This window comes from Enterococcus sp. C46, from assembly GCF_040887565.1.
In the GTDB taxonomy this organism is placed as follows: Bacteria; Bacillota; Bacilli; order Lactobacillales; family Enterococcaceae; genus Enterococcus_B; species Enterococcus_B lactis.
Window position 1 is genome coordinate 608,389 of record NZ_JBFOGA010000001.1, and the last position, 17,823, is coordinate 626,211.

Below are 17,823 nucleotides of genomic sequence, written 5' to 3' on the forward strand. Positions count from 1 at the left end.
CTATTTCTATTTTTTTATCAAATTCTTTGCTAAAAAAGCGGAAGCTTCCTCCATCAGTGGTATTTGTACCATGTGTCGCTGTGTTTTGGAGGAACGAAAAACAATTTCTTTTCCGTAAGGCTCAGGCCGGTTTTTCTCTACAAATCTTTCCGTTTGTATATAAGGGATCTTTTCATCTGCTTGTCCATGCCAAAAGAACAGAGGGCGTCCAGCTAGCTTTTCCGGTTGCAATGATAAATCATAACTCTTGACCCACGAGATCAAATCAAAATAGTCTTTTGGCAAGATATAGTTGTATTCTGACGCTCGTCTCGCGATTTCTTTCCCATATTCCAGAAGCGCAGGAGATCCCATCAAACATACACCTGCTGCTATATGAGGATGCTTAGCTAACAACGCGCATGTTGTCATTCCGCCCATCGAAACCCCACCAACTGCAAGCCGATCATGTAAAAGATCTCTTTTTTCTAAATGCTTGATAAGCGTGTCAAACTCAAACAAGTTCCCGTAGATACTATCCCAAAATGTATAAGATGGAATAGAAGAAACTGGCTGTTTTCGTTCCCCATGATTCATCGCATCTGGCAGGATCACGCGAATACCTTGCTGTGCAATTTTCCTTCCTTGTGTCAAAACTAACTCCTTACTTGTCTGCCATCCGTGATAATAGATGACAACGGGAATCCGTTCTTCTCTTAATTCTTTCAGGACAACTTCTAACACTGGAATTTGATTGACAGAACGTTTCAATATAATTGGATTCAATGGCTACTCACCTATTTTCATTAAATTTCCTGATCGCCATAGCAACCATGATCCGACAGTCGTCTGGAACAGGTTCAGTATACCAAATAATATAAATGCAGGACTGAATGGCTCAGGAAATAAGAATAGGGAACAAAGCCCCACCACTCCTAATGCTAGCGAAAGGAGAGGATAAATAGAGAAATTCAAAAAACTGGCAACGCTACCGAAAATATTACCAATAAATAGTATCAAAAAGAAAAAAACGCTTAGAATCAAACCATCTGTCAGCGACATCTGAAAAACAATGTTCTCTACATCAATTGGCTGTTGAATTGCATAGACACCTAAGTATATACTGAGAAGGAGACTGAGCACGTGACTGGCACAAAATACTCGATTGACCGTTTTCATTTTAATCACCTAACCTATCTTTATAATTCTATTATAATCATTTTATCATTTTTTGGTACCAATAAAGTTTCAATTTTTCTTCACTTGCGATTTTTTTTGATATTGTTGTTATACAAATGAAAGGAGTTTTACAAATGATTGATCCTAAAATGTTAGGGATGATCTTCCTCATCAATTTTGCTTATATCACTTTGAACACGTTACGTTTTATGCTAACAATGAAAGGCTACCGGCTGATTGCTCCACTTGTCAGTATGGTTGAGATCACGATCTATATCGTAGGGCTATCTCTTGTATTGGATCGTTTAGATAATCCGCTGAATTTATTTGTCTATGCGTTAGGTTACGCAGTAGGTATCAGTGTTGGGATTTTGATTGAAGACAAGCTGGCATTAGGATACATCATGGTCACAACGATTTTGCCAGCAAATAGCGCGGAAGATAAAAGTTTGCCTGGTATACTGAGAGAACACGGTTACGGTGTAACACAGACTTCTGCAATGGGTCTAGAAGGCGAGCGACTGGTCCTAGAAATACTTTCTCCTAGAAAAAGCGAACGTGAACTGTATCGCCTGATCAAAGAAATTGAAGAGCGTGCTTTCATCATCTCATATGAACCAAAATATATTTCAGGTGGTTTTTGGACTAAAAAAGTAAGAAAAAGACAAGGAAAATAACTCACAAACTAAAAAGCTGTCGAACATATAAATTAAATTTTAGATGTTCGACAGTTTTTATTTATTATTTTGATTAAAAAACATCGACATATACTCATTGATTTGTTATTATACTTTATATACTTATCAATTTAATTTGGAGATATTATGGAAATTCAACGTAAAACAACTAATTTTTTACATTTAGGCTCTTTTTTTGCAACTTTGACGATTTTATTTTTTCTATGTTATTCGTACGTTAAGACCTCACATGCGCCTTCTAGTGCATTAGGCTGGTTGCTTTTAGATCATTCTGATATTACAGAAACAGAAGAAAATCCGTTTTTTTTAATTTTATCTTCTCTATGCGCCTTGATGTTTTCTGTGTATTTCAGTGCCTATTTTTTTCATCGACATCCTGGTAAGTTAAATGAAGCTTCAGGTGTATTGATTGCATTTAAAACGTTTTCTTTTTTAGCTATCCTTTTTTATTCGTTTAATCACAATACGCTTTTCTTCTTTATCATGAATGGTTTAGTCGTGATTTTATCTATTTTCACTTATTTTATTTTTTCACTCATTTTTAGCCAAATGAGATGTCCGCTCTTCTTTCGATTAGTTCCTGTCACATGTTTTATCTACAGCTTGTTTTCCTTTTTTGTCCTTGCTTTGATACCATTGGCCAACCCTTCGACGATCCAAGTCGCAGGAAATCTGTTGGATATGCTCTTCATCGTCAGTCTAGGTGTATTTATGTGGCAAAGAAAAAAGAAACAAAATAAAAAGCATTTTGAAGCCTGACTACGACGACTTCATAAATGCTTTTTTAATTTTAAACACTTCAATCTAAAAGAATAACCCAAGATTGGATAGATGATTAATAATGACTTACCATTCGTTTCTGAGTGATTCTGGATCACCAAATGAACTTCCTAATCTAATCGCTAGTTCTTCCCTTAGAATGCCATACTTGACTGAATCATAATATTAATTATTTAAAAATCTAACTTTTCTTATGACCCCTTCCTTTGTCATTCCACATTTCTCACCAATTTTTTGCATTCCTTTATTTCCATACCATGTAGTGAATCCAATATGTGGTAGATAGGCAAAATACTCCAATAATTCTTTTAACTATAAAAGAAGAGAAAGACTCCTCTTGCAAGAATCAGCATAATTTTAGCTTACTGCTCTCTTAGATTCTTCTCACCAAAGCTGTTCTATATTGTTCTATATTGCTCCATATTCTTTGATATAAGAAAATGCATGCGGCATAAATTTTTTGCTCAACTCAGAAAAGATTTGTCGTTTAAGAAAGGCCGTTTCCTCCATTGTCAATGAAGGATCCAATGTTGGAAATTCAATCTCAGGATTGTTTTTTTCGACAATAGGCAATGCTAGTGTAAATGATTCTTCTTCCTTTATGGTATCCGTCACAAGTAATGACTGATGGAAAATACTAGGCCGACGATTTTTATATTTATTTTTACGTATCCTGTCAACGATAACTTCTATTTGATCAAAAAAGTACGCTTCATTTACATCTCCAATAAGTTCGGCTAATTCTTTGAATGCCTTCGTTACAGGAAGCTGATTCTTTTGTATAAAAAAATAATTAGCCAACGTAAGCGGGAAGTGTTCTTTAGAGGAAAGTGTAATAAAACGGTACTTCTGATTTCCTGCAGTCGTTCTCAGCAATTCTGTCTCTCGGCTGTTTCTTACTCCATAAAAATATGCTTCTTTTCGTTCATCTTCAAAACAATACGCCCAAATAACTTCTCCCATCGCTAATTTTTGTTCAGCAACAGAGAGTCTCTTCAATTGGTCGGCTATGGTTTCAGCAGCCGAAGTGACTTGTTGCAAGTAATCGTTGGGATCAAATACTGGAAAGTTCAAATGATATCTTCGCTCTTCTCTCTTGATTAATCCTGCATCGATCAACAGATCAAGAAAATGAGAAAATTTGTTTTGCGGAAATTCTTTTTTCAATTCTCTTAGAATCGTTTCTTTTTCTCGATGTTCATATAGATAATCGGTCAATAAAGAAAAAAGCGGATCACCGGTCAGTTTTTGATAAAAATTTTCCTTATTTTTTGAATAATAATAGTTCATATATGTTCTCTTTTCTATCCATTTTATTTTACTTAAAAGACTTTTACATAAAAAGGAGGAAGAACAAGAGTCATGTTTGACTGTTATTCTCCTCCACTTCTTAGACTTTTAGTATGTTCTGTGTTTCTTTTTATTCAATCGCTTATCCCATTCACTTTGAATGCTTCATCCTACCATTTGATTAGCTGAATACAGCCGTCAACTGAGGTACGACTTGTTTTTTACGTGAAACGACACCTTTAAGCAAAGCTCGGTTATTGGTCAAAGTTGTTTGGAAAGCTTCTTCTACTTTTTCTTTACCTTTACCAGCAACAAGTAATTCTGAATCGCTGTCTAAGATATTTGTGACAACTAATACGAATAAATCGTAGCCATTTGCTTTCATTTCTTCTTCCATCGCTGCTTCTAGTTCTGCTTGTCGATCCATCACTTCATTCAGATCCACTGTATTGACTTGAGCGATACGCACATTGGAACTGCCCATTGGGAAACTTTTTGCATCCAAATCAAGAAGAACCGCAGCTGATTTATCACTTAGATTCGTTCCGGCTTTCAACATTTCAAGACCATAGGCAGTTAGATCTACTTCAGCGATTGCTGCAAGTTCCTTTGCAGCTGCTTCGTCTTCAGGTGTACATGTTGGCGATTTGAACAACAATGTATCTGAAATGATAGCTGAAAGCATAATCCCAGCAATTTCTTTAGGGATCGTTACTTGGTTTTCTTTATATAGTTTTAAAATGATCGTACTTGTACATCCAACTGGTTCTGCACGATAGTACAATGGATTAGCTGTTTCAAAGTTTGCAATACGATGGTGGTCTACTACAGCCAAAATATTTACTTCGCTGATATCTGAAATACTTTGTTGGAATTCATTATGATCCACAAGCATGACATCTGCATTTTCTGCTTTAGCTGACTCTACTACTCGTGGTGCAGATAATTGAAAGTGGTCTAATGCGTATTGTGTTTCTTCATTAGGTGTACCTAGAGCAACTGCTTCTGTTTCGTTACCTAATTCATTTTGCAAGTGTGAAAAGGCAATGGCTGCCCCAATTGCATCTGTATCTGGATTTTGGTGACCAAAAACTATAATTTTTGACATGTCATTCGCTCCTTTGTGATTTCTCCTATTTAATAATAGCAAAAAAACGGAAAGAAGCAATACTTAACTTCTTTCCGATGCGTTCTATCGCGTTAAATATTTTGTATACTCTTCTGTATGAAGCAATCGTTTAGCATTTTCGACACGTTCTTTTGTAGGTGGTTCGATTCCTTCTAATGGATATTTCAAACCAAGTGTTTCCCACTTGTATTTTCCCATCGTATGATAAGGAAGGATCTCTACTCTATCTACATTTGACAAGGTTTGGATAAAGTTGTCTAGTCGGATCAAATATTCATCATAATCACTTCGCTCAGGAACTAATACATGGCGAATCCAAACCGGTTTGTTAATTTTTGACAAATATTGAGCCATTTCTAGAATATTTTCATTGTCCCAATGCGTTAGTTTTTTATGCTCTTCATTATCGATGTGTTTGATATCAAATAACAGTAAGTCTGTATACTTCATCAATTCTTGAAAACGAGAGAAGAAGGGGTCTTCATACGTAAAAGGTTTTCCGCATGTATCCAATGTAGTATGCATTTTCCGCTCTTTTGCTTTTTTAAATAGTTCGATCAAAAAATCGATCTGCAATAGAGGCTCTCCACCACTAACAGTAATACCACCTTTATCTCCCCAGTAAGGTCTGAAGCGTTCCGCCTTATCTAAAAGTTCATCTGCTGAGTACTCTTTCCCTCCGCCAATATTCCAAGTATCAGGATTGTGACAGAATTGGCAACGCATGCGGCATCCTTGCATAAACACGACAAAGCGCAGTCCAGGACCGTCTACTGAACCGAAAGTTTCGATAGAATGAACATAGCCGATTGTTTTTTCTTCCATTTAAATTCACATCTTTTCTTTGATTTCATTTTAAGTACAAGTTAGCTGTCGAAGCGAAGCTTTTTGAACAAAATTTTTCGCAATCACCGCTTCGTTATGTGTAAAATTTACAGGGACGGAACATACATGTCCTGCCCCTGTAAATCGTGTCTTTCAAATAAGCATACTGATCATTCGATTATGATGCGAAGGATATCTAACGATCTTTCGGCACTGAGTCGAAAGGCTGTTTCACAAACTTTTTTACATTCTGTCGTGTGAAGTTCTCATCAAGACATCTAGTTGTTGTTCTCTTGTCAAGTCACGGAATTTAACTGCATAACCAGATACCCGGATCGTCAAGTTCGGATATTTCATTGGATTTTCCATTGCATCACGCAATAGATCATTACTGAATACATTGACATTCAAATGATAAGCCCCTTTTGAGAAGTATCCGTCTAAGACATTACGCAAGTTTTCGATTCTTGTATCTTGTTCTTTTCCAAGACCAGAAGGATTGATTGTTTGGGTATTTGAAATTCCATCCAATGCACAACCGTAATTCATTTTAGCTGTTGAGTTCAGGCTGGCTAATAACCCACTTTGTTCTGCATTGTAACTTGGGTTTGCTCCTGGCGCAAGTGGTTTTCCAGCTTCACGGCCATCAGGAGTATTTCCTGTATTTTTACCGTAAACAACATTTGAAGTAATCGTCAATAATGAAGTTGTTGGTTTTGAGTTGCGGTAAGTTTTATGACGTTTGATTTGTCCCATGAAGTATTCCAAGATCCATGAAACTAATTCATCTGCACGGTCATCATCATTTCCATATTTAGGGAAATCGCCATCTACTTCAAAATCAACTGCTATTCCTTTTTCATTACGGATTGCTTTTACTTTTGCATATTTGATGGCTGACAAGCTGTCTGCCGCATGAGAGATTCCAGCAATACCTGTAGCAAATGTGCGTTGCAAGTCAGAATCCATCAAGGCAAGCTGAGCTGCTTCATAAGAATACTTATCATGCATGTAATGAATGATGTTCAACGTATTGACATATAGTTCTGCTAACCAATCCATCATATTCATGAAGTTATGTTTCACTTCTTCAAAATCTAGTACTTCTGATGTGATCGGACGATATTCTGGTCCAACTTGGGCGCCAGTCACTTCATCGACCCCGCCATTGATAGCATATAATAGTGTTTTAGCCAAGTTAGCACGAGCACCAAAGAACTGCATGTCTTTTCCAACAACTGTTCCTGATACACAGCAAGCAATCGCACAATCATCAGAACCCCATTGTTCACGAAGCTGATTGTCATTTTCAAACTGAATCGAAGAACTTTCAATAGCGATTCGGCTCGCATATGTTCTGAATCCTTCTGGAAGGTGTTCAGAGTACAAAACAGTCAAGTTTGGTTCTGGTGAAGGTCCCATATTTGTCAATGTGTGAAGCAGACGGAAATCATTCTTCGTCACTAACGAACGACCATCTAAGCCCATACCAGCAATGGATAAAGTAGCCCAGATAGGGAATCCTGAGAATAATTGGTTGTATTCAGGTGTACGCGCGAATTTGACCATACGTAATTTCATTACTAAGTGATCGATCAATTCTTGCGCTTCTTTTTCTGTGATTACTCCATTATCCAAATCACGTTGGATATAGATATCAAGGAATGCTGAGATACGTCCGATTGACATCGCAGCGCCATTTTGTGATTTGATTGCTGCTAAATAACCGAAGTATAACCATTGGACAGCTTCTTTTGCATTTGCAGCTGGTTTAGAGATATCATAGCCGTATTTTGCAGCCATTTCTTTCATTTGTGCTAATGCACGATATTGTTCAGTGATTTCTTCACGTAAACGAATCACTTCTTCACTCATCGTATGATAACCAGTCATATCATGATCTTTTTTCTTTTGTTCCATCAAATAGTCGATTCCATACAATGCCACACGACGATAGTCGCCGATGATACGTCCACGACCGTAAGCGTCTGGAAGCCCTGTAATGATTTTGTTTTTACGAGCTGCACGCATTTCAGCAGTATAAGCATCAAACACCCCTTGATTATGTGTTTTGCGCCAGTCAGTGAAAATATGTGTTAATTCATCGTTTGGTGTATAGCCATTGCTTTTCAGCGCATTGTTAGCCATATTGATTCCACCGAACGGCATGAATGCTTGTTTCAAAGGTTTGTCTGTCTGTAGACCGACGATTTTTTCCAAATCTTTATCCAAATAGCCTGCATCGTGAGAAGTAATGGTTGATACGATTTCTGTGTCCATATCATAGACACCGTTACGTTCGAATTGGATATCATTCAGCTTTTGCAATTCATCCCATAATTTTTCTGTTGCTTCTGTTGGACCTTCCAAAAAGCTGTCATCACCGCGATATTCAGTGTAGTTGTTTTGAATAAAGTCTCTAGTGTCTACGCCTTCTTTCCATTTGGTACCTTTAAATCCATTCCATTGCTCCATTGTATGGACCTCCTAAATTTCTGTTTTATGTAACAGTTTTTACGTGATTAGTATAACACAGCACCTTATCTTTGCAAGGGTTTTCTTGTTTTTTATTTAACAATTTTTATGTTTTATCTATGTATATTGCAAGTAACGTTGATTTACCAATATTTAAGCATTGTGAACACTTTCATCTTTTTTTGCAAACGTATAAGGATTTATTAAAAATGAATGAAAAAGAGGGGCCATCTGTATTAATACAGATGGCCCCTCTTCACTAAAATACCATAACAGTTATGATTCAATGAAAATCTCAGGAGCATCGATAACTTCGATGACTTCTCCACCTTTTTTCTCGTCCATAGCAAACGAACCATTCGATGTTCGATCACCTATAGGAAAATCCGTTGGATCAATCGTTATCTGTTGTCCTTTTTGATTCATCAAGGTTATTTCTTTTGATCTTCCTTCCGACATATAGATAATACGGTGCGGATTTTTTTTCAGCTCACGCATGACCGTCACTCCCCGCTTCGCACGTGACGTTTGGCTGATTTCTTGAGCAAGCATGCGTTTCACGGCTCCTCGCTGAGTAACGATTACGATTGGCGTATCTCCGTCTGCTAACACAAGCAGCCCATTGACAATCCTATCTCCATCTTTCAAATTCATAGACTTCACTCCAGCTGCCTTTGCTCCAACAACGGGAACATCTGTTAAAGGATAGCGCAAGCCCATTCCTTGATGCGTTACTAAGAACACATCTAAGCCTGGCTGATCTTCTTTCAGATATACAGCAATAAGTTCATCTTCTTCCGCCTTTAGCTTCATACAGCTGAGCGGACGGCTCTTATAGGTGCGCCATGGTTCGAACTCTGTCATTCGTGTTTGCTTGATCAATCCATTCTTGCTGATGAATACAAATGTTTTTTCTGCTTGGATTTTTTGATATGGGAAAACAGCTAAGATCGATTCATCTACAGACAGATTGGAGATTGTTTGAGAAATGTGTTCGCCAGCATCTTTCCATTTCAAATCGGGTAGTTCATGAACAGGACGGTAGATCACATTTGCTTTATTCGTAATCAGAAGAACATGGTCCAATGTGCTCAATTCACCTGAGTACAGCAAGTAATCGCCTTCTCGCATCCCGATTTCTTCTGGTTTCGAAGCACTATAAGAACGAAGGCTTGTTCGCTTCACATAGCCTTCTCGCGTCACACTGACGATTACGTCTTCTTGCGCCACTAAAACTTGCGTATCGATTTTGATTTCTTCGATTTCGTCTTGGATTGTCGTCAGACGAGCGGAAGAGTAATTTTTTTTCACTTCTCGCAATTCTTTTTTCATAACAGAGAAAAGTTCTTTGTCGTTTGAAAGGATTTTATTCAACTCTGTGATTTGTGCAATCAAGCTTTCGGCTTCCTTTTGAAGCTCTGTGATATCTGTGTTCGTCAAACGGTATAGTTGCAATGTGACGATTGCTTCTGCTTGTTCTTCTGTAAATTGGAAAACATCGACTAAATTCTTTTTAGCATCTTTTTTGTCTTTACTTTCACGAATCGTTGCGATTACTTCATCCAGAATCGATAAAGCTTTCATCAGGCCTTCCACGATATGCTGTCTTTTTTGAGCTTTGGCTAAATCGAATTGGCTGCGTTTTGTTATGACTTGCTTTCGATGCTCGATATAACTTCTTAAAATGTCTTTCAGTCCAACTTGGTGCGGAGTCATATGATCGATAGCGACCATATTGAAATTGTAATTGATCTGTAGCTCAGTGTTTTTGAACAAATAATTCAAAATTCCTTGAGCATTGGCATCTTTTTTCAATTCAACGACAATTTGCAGACCAGTTCGATCACTTTCATCTCGTACTTCAGCTATTCCATCGATTTTCTTATTCAAACGGATCTCATCCATTTTTTTCACCAACGTCGCTTTATTTACTTCATATGGGATTTCAGTGATCACGATTTGCTGTTTATTGCCCTTCATTGCTTCTATCTTTGTTTTCGAACGAAGAATAACTTTTCCTCGCCCTGTTTCATAAGCTTTTTTGATTTCATCTTTCCCTTGCAAGATCCCTCCTGTTGGAAAGTCAGGTCCAGGAATATATTCCATCAATTTTTCAAGGCTCGCTTGTGGATGATCGATCATATAGATTGTGCCGTCGATCACTTCAGCTAAGTTATGAGTCGGGATTTCTGTCGCATATCCAGCAGATATACCTGTCGATCCATTGACTAGAAGGTTTGGGTATCGAGCTGGAAGGACTGTTGGTTCTTTTTCTGTATCATCAAAATTCCACACGAGATCGACTGTTTCTTTTTCGATATCTGCTAGCATCTCTCCACTTAACTTGGATAATCTGGCTTCAGTATAACGCATCGCAGCAGGTGGATCACCGTCCATACTCCCATTATTCCCGTGCATTTCGATCAGTACTTCCCGCAACTTCCAATCTTGGCTCATGCGGACCATCGCTTCATAAATACTGCTGTCACCATGAGGATGATAATTTCCCATGATATTTCCGACAGATTTTGCTGATTTACGGAATCCTTTGTCATACGTATTGCCATCTTTGTTCATGGCAAATAATATCCGGCGTTGCACTGGTTTCAATCCATCACGGATATCAGGCAGTGCACGTTCTTGTATAATATATTTGGAATAACGTCCGAAGCGGTCACCCATCACTTCTTCTAAAGTTAATTCTTGTACTTCTTGTCGATTTTCCATCAGGTGACCTCCTATTCTACTTCAAATAACTGATTGTCTTCTTTTTTATCTGCTCGTTCTTCATCTAATAATTCATTAGAAACTGAAGGAGAGATTTCAGTATCCTCTTTTTTATCTAAGATACTGCCATCTTCTTCCAACGTAAATTGTACGTGATTTTCGATCCATTTTCTTCGAGGTTCTACTTTGTCACCCATTAGTGTGGTTACTCGACGCTCAGCTTGCGCAGCATCGTCGATACGGACGCGAATCAACGTACGGGAAGTTGGATCCATCGTTGTTTCCCACAATTGTTCCGCATTCATCTCTCCAAGTCCTTTATATCGCTGTAGCATATATCCTTTGCCGACTTTTTTAATCATTGCTGCCAATTCGTCATCTGTCCACGCATATTCAATGACTTGCTTCTTCCCTTGTCCTTTGGATACTTTATATAAAGGCGGTAACGCGATATATACTTTCCCAGCTTCAATCAGCGGTTTCATATAACGATAAAAGAAAGTAAGCAGTAATACTTGAATATGGGCGCCGTCTGTATCCGCATCGGTCATGATGATTACTTTGTCGTAATTACAGTCTTCGATAGAAAATTCAGGGCCGACTCCTGCACCAATCGTATAGATCATCGTATTGATTTCTTCATTTTTCAAGATATCTTGCATTTTTGCTTTTTCGGTATTGATGACTTTTCCTCGTAAAGGTAGAATTGCTTGGAACTTTCTGTCTCTTCCTTGTTTAGCAGATCCGCCGGCAGAATCCCCTTCGACTAAATACAATTCATTTTTCTTAGGATTTCGGGATTGTGCGGGTGTCAATTTTCCTGAAAGAAGAGATTCGCCTTTTTTACGCTTCTTTCCATTTCGGCTTTCTTCTCTGGCTTTACGTGCTGCTTCTCTCGCTTCTCTCGCTTTGATTGCTTTACGGACCAACATCTGGCTCATTTCGCTATTTTCCTGCAAATAAAAGCCCATTTGTTCACTGATGACGTTATCTACTACGGTTCGAGCAACTGGCGTACCAAGTTTTTCTTTCGTTTGACCTTCAAATTGCAGAAGATTTTCAGGTACACGGATAGAGAGAACAGCAGCTAATCCTTCTCTGAAATCACTACCTTCCAGATTCTTGTCCCGTTCTTTCAGCAAGCCGACTTTTCTCGCATATTCGTTATAAGATTTCGTCATTGCCGCTTTCATTCCAGCTTCATGGGTTCCACCATCTTTTGTTCGAACATTATTGACAAAAGATAAGACATTTTCTGAATACCCGTCATTGTATTGATAAGCGACCTCTACTTCGATACCTTCTTTTTCTCCTGAAAAATAAACGACCGGTGTCAATGTATCTTTTTCTTCATTCAGGTAATCAACAAATTCTTTGATTCCTTCTTCATAATGGAAAACTTCCTTGACTGGTTCTTCTCCCCGAAGATCAGAAAGTGAGATTTTAACGCCTTTTAGAAGAAAGGCAGATTCTCTTAACCGTTCGGCTAAAATTTCATATGAAAATTTTGTTGTACTGAATATTGTATCGTCTGGTAAAAAATGGACAATCGTCCCATTTGCTTTTTTTGTTTTTCCTATCTTTTTCAACGTACCGTCAGGTTTACCGCCGTTTTTAAATTTCTGCTGATACTCTACGCCATCTCTAACGATTGTTACAGTCAGCCATTTCGATAAGGCATTTACCACACTGGCTCCTACACCGTGAAGCCCACCAGAAGTTTTGTATCCTCCTTGACCAAACTTTCCGCCAGCATGCAGCACAGTAAAAATCACTTCAACTGTTGGGATACCGGAAGCATGCATCCCTACAGGCATCCCACGTCCGCTATCTGCAACAGTTATACTATTGTCTTCATGGATGGTCACATCAATCTCACTGCCATATCCTGATAATGCTTCATCAACTGCATTATCGACGATTTCATAGACTAAATGATGCAAGCCTCGGCTGTCAGTGGATCCAATGTACATCCCTGGTCTTTTTCTAACTGCCTCTAATCCTTCCAATACTTGGATGGACGAGTCATTATATTCGTTGTTTACTTTTTTTGCCAAGGCAAACGCTCCTTCAATAATACTTTGCGGCAAAACCGCACCACGATTATCATACTAGAAAAGGTCGTGAAAAAAAAGAGGTTAGATGAGAAATCAATTTTAATTATCTCCTAACCGCTTTTTCGACATTCCTCTCTATCGATCATCTCTTCTTTGTGGTCATTTTTATTTTTGGTTTTCTTTCAACTTACCAAGTTCAATCTTGATACAGCGATCCATTACGACGTCTGTGCGTCCTGCTTTTCTTAGCATCTCATCTGCTTCTTCGTTTTCGATCCCTAGTTGTGCCCAAAACACTTTAGCATCGGTTTTCAAAAAATCAGCTGCTACTTCAGGTAAAAATTCGCTCCGTCTAAATACATCTACGATATCGATTGAATCATCGATTTCTGTTAAATTTGCATAGACTTTCTCTCCTAGAATTTCTTCACCAGCCAATAATGGATTTACTGGTATGATTTTATATCCATTGTCTTGCAATACCTGTGCAACCATGTAACTTGTTCGCTCTGGTTTATTGCTCAAGCCTACGATGGCAATATTTTTTGCTTCTTTCAAATAGTTAAAAATCGTTTCTTGTGTTGGATTTTTTATAGACATTTCTGTCACCCCTTGCTTTTCTTTTTATTTCATCTATTATACTTCTATCTTTCATTTTTTCAATTGTTCCTGTTACCTATTCATGCTAAAATAAAGGATAGTTTTCAACTTGAGAGAGGGTAAAAAATGAAATTGATCTTATTACTTATTTTAGCATATCTTTTAGGTTCTATTCCTTCCGGCGTCTGGATTGGCAAATTGTTTTTCAAAAAAGATATCCGGCAACATGGGAGCGGTAATACTGGAACCACCAATACATTTCGGGTATTAGGCAAAACCGCCGGGATTGTTGTCCTTCTTATGGATATTTTAAAGGGTACATTGGCTACTTGTCTGCCGATGATTTTTCACCTTTCTGGGATTAACCCTCTTTGGTTTGGGGTATGTGCGATTCTTGGTCATACATTTCCGATATTTGCTGGGTTTAAAGGAGGAAAAGCTGTTGCGACAAGTGCAGGAATGCTTTTAGGATTTAATCCTGTATTTTTTGTTTATTCCTGTATCATTTTTATCGTTAGTCTATTTTGTACAAGTATGGTGAGTTTGAGCAGTATGATCAGTGCAGCGTTGATCACTTTCTCCACGATCGTCCTTCCTTATGTAGCTCCTGTGATTTTGGCTAAGCCCAATTGGTTGCTGACGATCATTGCCTTTTTAGTCTCTTCCTTTATCTTCTATCGTCATAAAGACAATATCAAGCGTATCAGAAACCATACGGAAAGTCGAATCCCATTTGGTTTGAACAGCAGCAAGAAAAAATCCTGACATTTTTTCAGTCCAAAGAGATAAAACAGGAGTGTGACATGGATTTGTCACACTCCCTTTTTTCGAACAAACGGTATTTCAGAAGCTGACCACTTCTGTCACAACCTCTTATTACTTGATGTAGAATAGCTTTTTACACCCTCTTACTTCACTGTGATCGAATATTTTGTCTTGAAGATTTCATGGGCACCTAGTTGATTGATTCCTACTTTTTCCATCAAGTTTCCACTGCTATTCACCGTGTCAGCAATTCCACACCATGGTTCGATACACACGAAAGGGGCTTCTTTTGGATAAGGAGACCAGATTCCTACATAAGGCATATCTTTATAGCTTAAAGTTATGCTATGGTAAGATTTTTCACTCCGAATGGCGTACGCATTTAGTCCTCTTGTTTCAAAAACCAATGCATCTTGATCAAAAAGTTCACGATTCAAAGCCAGATTCGTATTTGTCTGTCCTAACGTCTTTTGTTCCATATCAATGAATGGGCCTTTTAAAGGTAGGCGTAATCTTGATTTCAATGGAGAAAATGCTAGATAAAAGTCTTCGAATGACAATCCTTCTTCAAGAGGTACATTGAAAGCAGGATGTCCACCGATAGAAAAGAACATTTCTTCTTCACCTGTATTTGCTACTTGGTAATGGACCGTGATACCGTCTCCTCCTAATTCATAACTAATCACTAATTCAAAATCAAAAGGATATTTTTCTAATGTCTCCGGTGTACTCCGCAAGATGAAACTAGCCATTTCTTGTCCATGTTCAATGACTTCAAAATCCATATCTCGGGCAAATCCATGTTGTCCCATTTGATATGTTTTCCCTTGGTAAACATACTGGTCATCTTTTAAACGTCCAACAAAAGGGAATAAAACTGGTGCATGTCTGCCCCAATACGCTGGATCACCTTGCCAGATATACTCTAAACCGTGTTCTTTTGATTTTAAACTGATCAATTCCGCACCGTGTTCAGCGATTTCAGCGATCAGCTGGTCATTTTGAATAATAACAGTCATTGCCATTCCTCCAACTTCGACTTACTTTTTAAAATGGGAAGGCTGGAGCAAACATCTGTATCCGCCCCAGTCCCTTGTTTCTAATAACTATGTTTTGCTAATTCTTCTTTAAAACGGGAATTCAATACTTTTAAATAAGTTCCCTTCATGCCTAACGAGCGAGATTCAATGATTCCAGCTGATTCCAATTTTCGTAAAGCATTGACGATCACAGAACGAGTGATTCCGATGCTATCGGCGATATTAGAAGCAGTCAAACGTCCTTCATCTCCATCCAACGCTTCAAAAATGGCTTGTACAGCCTTTAACTCGCTGTAAGACAATGTGTTGATTGCCATTTGAACAGCCGTCGCACTCCGTACATCAGCTTCGATACTTCGAGACTTCTGATAAAGGATCTGCATACCGACAACCGTAGCTCCATATTCTGCTAAGACGAGATCGTCATCTGCAAACGATTGTTCCATGCGAGACAAAATGATCGTCCCCAGACGTTCGCCAGCTCCAAAGATTGGAACGACAGTCGTCAAACCAAATGGGTATTTTTCTCTTGACTCTACCGGAAACGCAGTGATATCACTTGTAATCGGGATATTAGCTTCAGTTTTCATCAGCTGTGCCACTGTATCAGTGTAAGATTCAGGAAATTGTTTCTCAACAAACATTGTTTTGATTCGTTCATTATTCACATCGTGGCGTTCATTGTAACCTAGTAATACTCCGTCACTTCCTATGATATAGGTGTTGCTGTCAAGAATACCACCTAATGTGACAGCCATTTTATCGTAAGGCAAATCTGCTTGCATGTCAAAAGTATTCTTTTGCTGCAAAAGTGTGTTTATCTTGCGAGTTTTCGTTAGCAAGTCTGTCATTGTCGTCCTCCGATTTTATAAAATATAGCGACTTAAATCTTCATTTGCCGCAATTGAGCCAAGTTTGTCATCAACGTATGCTTCTGTGATCGTTATTTCACCCATTTGCATATCTGGTGCTTCAAATAATAGGTCTTCTAATAATTTTTCCAAAATAGTGTGCAGTCTACGTGCACCGATATTATCTGTGTCACGATTGACATCGAAAGCAATTTGAGCGATCCGTTCAATTGCTTCTTTTGTAAATGTAACTGACACATTTTCTGTACCAATCAATGCTACATATTGTTTTATCAAAGCATTATTCGGTTCAGTCAGAATTTTCACAAAATCTTCAGCTGTCAAATCATCTAATTCTACCCGTATTGGGAAGCGTCCTTGAAGTTCTGGAATTAGATCACTTGGTTTAGACAAATGGAAAGCTCCTGAAGCAATGAATAGGACGTGATCTGTTTGAATGATCCCGTATTTTGTGTTTACTTGTGAACCTTCGACAATTGGCAATATGTCTCTTTGGACGCCTTCTCTGGATACTTCTCCAGATTGCTGTGATTTAGAAGTAATCTTATCGATTTCATCGATAAAGATAATCCCACTTTCTTCCGCTAATTTGATTGCCTCACTATGGATATCAGCATCCTTGACTAGTTTTGCTGATTCTTCTTTGATTAATAACTCTAAAGCTTCTTTGACTGTTACCGTCCGTTCCACTTTTTTCTTCGGTGTTAGAGCACCTAACGTTTCATTTAGGTCGATCCCCATTTGCTCCAATCCATTGTTCATCATTGGTGCAGGTTTCTTTTGATCTTCGACTTCAATGGTTACTTCACGATTGTCCAGTAATCCCTTTTGTAGTTGTTCCAAAATTGTACGGCGGTTGATCCGAATATCTTCTGTCACTTCTTCTTGTGGTTCAGCATTGTTTTGCTGACTAGCATTAAAAAGATTCATCATTTGTTCAAATTGATTAGTGGATTGTTTCTGTTCTTTTTTTATACCAGGCACTAAGATTTTTACCAAACGTTTTTCAGCATTTTTTTTAGCACTTGTGTATACACGGCTGTATTGCTCTTTTTCTACGATTTGGATCGCATTTTCCACTAAATCCCGGACCATTGATTCTACATCTCTTCCAACATAACCGACTTCAGTAAATTTTGTTGCTTCGACTTTGACAAATGGTGCATTGACGATTTTGGCCAAGCGTCGCGCGATTTCTGTTTTACCGACCCCTGTAGGTCCGATCATCAGCATATTTTTGGGTGTAATATCTTGTTGCATTTTTTCATCTAACTGCAAACGGCGGTAGCGGTTACGCAAAGCGACGGCAACAGATTTTTTTGCTGCATGCTGTCCTACGATGTACTCGTCTAATTCACTTACGATTTGTCTTGGTGTTTGTTTCAATTCATACATATTTACTCACCT

At 38.2% G+C, this 17,823-nt stretch carries 15 protein-coding genes; 3 read left to right on the top strand and 12 right to left on the bottom strand.

Annotated features, from left to right (window positions below; genetic code table 11):
* Positions 1–6 precede the first annotated feature (6 nt).
* On the bottom strand, positions 7–765 hold the full coding sequence (locus AB3I27_RS02990) for an alpha/beta fold hydrolase (RefSeq protein ID WP_002309537.1): 759 nt from the start codon (positions 763–765) through the stop codon (positions 7–9).
* Positions 766–768: 3 nt separating this feature from the next.
* A complete protein-coding gene (locus AB3I27_RS02995; protein ID WP_002290241.1) occupies positions 769–1,158 on the bottom strand; it encodes a hypothetical protein in 390 nt (129 codons plus the stop codon).
* Positions 1,159–1,292: 134 nt separating this feature from the next.
* Here AB3I27_RS02995 and AB3I27_RS03000 point away from each other — a divergent pair, with 134 nt between their 5' ends.
* Together AB3I27_RS03000 and AB3I27_RS03005 are read left to right on the top strand one after the other, a co-directional pair.
* Positions 1,293–1,835: a DUF2179 domain-containing protein gene (locus AB3I27_RS03000; protein WP_002289260.1), complete on the top strand. Its 543-nt coding sequence runs from the start codon at positions 1,293–1,295 to the stop codon at positions 1,833–1,835.
* A gap of 147 nt (positions 1,836–1,982) precedes the next feature.
* Positions 1,983–2,615 carry a hypothetical protein gene (locus tag AB3I27_RS03005; protein ID WP_002309541.1) on the top strand — a complete coding sequence of 211 codons (633 nt, stop codon included), beginning with the start codon at positions 1,983–1,985 and terminating at the stop codon, positions 2,613–2,615.
* A gap of 429 nt (positions 2,616–3,044) precedes the next feature.
* Here the strand turns inward: AB3I27_RS03005 and AB3I27_RS03010 are convergent, their stop codons facing one another.
* The 7 genes from AB3I27_RS03010 to AB3I27_RS03040 form a co-directional block, all read right to left on the bottom strand.
* Positions 3,045–3,926, bottom strand: a complete 882-nt coding sequence (locus tag AB3I27_RS03010) for a DUF1803 domain-containing protein (RefSeq protein ID WP_002309543.1) — start codon at positions 3,924–3,926, stop codon at positions 3,045–3,047.
* 181 nt (positions 3,927–4,107) lie between these two features.
* Complete coding sequence (locus tag AB3I27_RS03015; RefSeq protein WP_002309544.1) at positions 4,108–5,034, bottom strand: manganese-dependent inorganic pyrophosphatase; 927 nt, start codon at positions 5,032–5,034, stop codon at positions 4,108–4,110.
* 84 nt (positions 5,035–5,118) lie between these two features.
* Positions 5,119–5,880 (bottom strand): pyruvate formate-lyase-activating protein, encoded by a 762-nt coding sequence (pflA, locus tag AB3I27_RS03020; protein WP_002313865.1) that lies wholly within the window; start codon positions 5,878–5,880, stop codon positions 5,119–5,121.
* 243 nt (positions 5,881–6,123) lie between these two features.
* A complete protein-coding gene (gene pflB / locus AB3I27_RS03025) occupies positions 6,124–8,355 on the bottom strand; it encodes a formate C-acetyltransferase (RefSeq protein ID WP_002309546.1) in 2,232 nt (743 codons plus the stop codon).
* Between the two features lie 276 nt (positions 8,356–8,631).
* Positions 8,632–11,082, bottom strand: a complete 2,451-nt coding sequence (parC, locus tag AB3I27_RS03030) for a DNA topoisomerase IV subunit A (RefSeq protein WP_002316184.1) — start codon at positions 11,080–11,082, stop codon at positions 8,632–8,634.
* A gap of 11 nt (positions 11,083–11,093) precedes the next feature.
* Positions 11,094–13,139, bottom strand: coding sequence for a DNA topoisomerase IV subunit B (gene parE, locus AB3I27_RS03035; RefSeq protein WP_002335004.1), 2,046 nt, complete (start codon positions 13,137–13,139; stop codon positions 11,094–11,096).
* A gap of 165 nt (positions 13,140–13,304) precedes the next feature.
* Positions 13,305–13,739: a CoA-binding protein gene (locus AB3I27_RS03040; protein WP_002309549.1), complete on the bottom strand. Its 435-nt coding sequence runs from the start codon at positions 13,737–13,739 to the stop codon at positions 13,305–13,307.
* Positions 13,740–13,865: 126 nt separating this feature from the next.
* On the opposite strand from AB3I27_RS03040, the gene plsY reads away from it, so the two are divergent.
* A complete protein-coding gene (plsY, locus tag AB3I27_RS03045; protein WP_002309550.1) occupies positions 13,866–14,504 on the top strand; it encodes a glycerol-3-phosphate 1-O-acyltransferase PlsY in 639 nt (212 codons plus the stop codon).
* Positions 14,505–14,647: 143 nt separating this feature from the next.
* Here the strand turns inward: plsY and AB3I27_RS03050 are convergent, their stop codons facing one another.
* The 3 genes from AB3I27_RS03050 to hslU form a co-directional block, all read right to left on the bottom strand.
* Positions 14,648–15,523 carry an aldose 1-epimerase family protein gene (locus AB3I27_RS03050; protein WP_002309552.1) on the bottom strand — a complete coding sequence of 292 codons (876 nt, stop codon included), beginning with the start codon at positions 15,521–15,523 and terminating at the stop codon, positions 14,648–14,650.
* An 80-nt stretch (positions 15,524–15,603) separates the two neighbouring features.
* Positions 15,604–16,395 (bottom strand): GTP-sensing pleiotropic transcriptional regulator CodY, encoded by a 792-nt coding sequence (gene codY, locus AB3I27_RS03055; RefSeq protein WP_002309554.1) that lies wholly within the window; start codon positions 16,393–16,395, stop codon positions 15,604–15,606.
* A 15-nt stretch (positions 16,396–16,410) separates the two neighbouring features.
* Positions 16,411–17,811, bottom strand: coding sequence for an ATP-dependent protease ATPase subunit HslU (gene hslU, locus AB3I27_RS03060; protein WP_002313868.1), 1,401 nt, complete (start codon positions 17,809–17,811; stop codon positions 16,411–16,413).
* Positions 17,812–17,823: the final 12 nt, after the last annotated feature.

Bases quoted from the DNA above. Each gene is read 5' to 3' on its own strand.
- AB3I27_RS03015 (WP_002309544.1), bottom strand. From the start codon at position 5,034: ATGTCAAAAATTATAGTTTTTGGTCACCAAAATCCAGATACAGATGCA.
- hslU (WP_002313868.1), bottom strand. From the start codon at position 17,811: ATGTATGAATTGAAACAAACACCAAGACAAATCGTAAGTGAATTAGAC.
- parC (WP_002316184.1), bottom strand. From the start codon at position 11,082: ATGGAAAATCGACAAGAAGTACAAGAATTAACTTTAGAAGAAGTGATG.
- pflB (WP_002309546.1), bottom strand. From the start codon at position 8,355: ATGGAGCAATGGAATGGATTTAAAGGTACCAAATGGAAAGAAGGCGTA.
- codY (WP_002309554.1), bottom strand. From the start codon at position 16,395: ATGACAGACTTGCTAACGAAAACTCGCAAGATAAACACACTTTTGCAG.
- pflA (WP_002313865.1), bottom strand. From the start codon at position 5,880: ATGGAAGAAAAAACAATCGGCTATGTTCATTCTATCGAAACTTTCGGT.
- AB3I27_RS03000 (WP_002289260.1), top strand. From the start codon at position 1,293: ATGATTGATCCTAAAATGTTAGGGATGATCTTCCTCATCAATTTTGCT.
- AB3I27_RS03010 (WP_002309543.1), bottom strand. From the start codon at position 3,926: ATGAACTATTATTATTCAAAAAATAAGGAAAATTTTTATCAAAAACTG.
- AB3I27_RS03040 (WP_002309549.1), bottom strand. From the start codon at position 13,739: ATGTCTATAAAAAATCCAACACAAGAAACGATTTTTAACTATTTGAAA.
- AB3I27_RS03050 (WP_002309552.1), bottom strand. From the start codon at position 15,523: ATGACTGTTATTATTCAAAATGACCAGCTGATCGCTGAAATCGCTGAA.
- AB3I27_RS02995 (WP_002290241.1), bottom strand. From the start codon at position 1,158: ATGAAAACGGTCAATCGAGTATTTTGTGCCAGTCACGTGCTCAGTCTC.
- plsY (WP_002309550.1), top strand. From the start codon at position 13,866: ATGAAATTGATCTTATTACTTATTTTAGCATATCTTTTAGGTTCTATT.
- AB3I27_RS03005 (WP_002309541.1), top strand. From the start codon at position 1,983: ATGGAAATTCAACGTAAAACAACTAATTTTTTACATTTAGGCTCTTTT.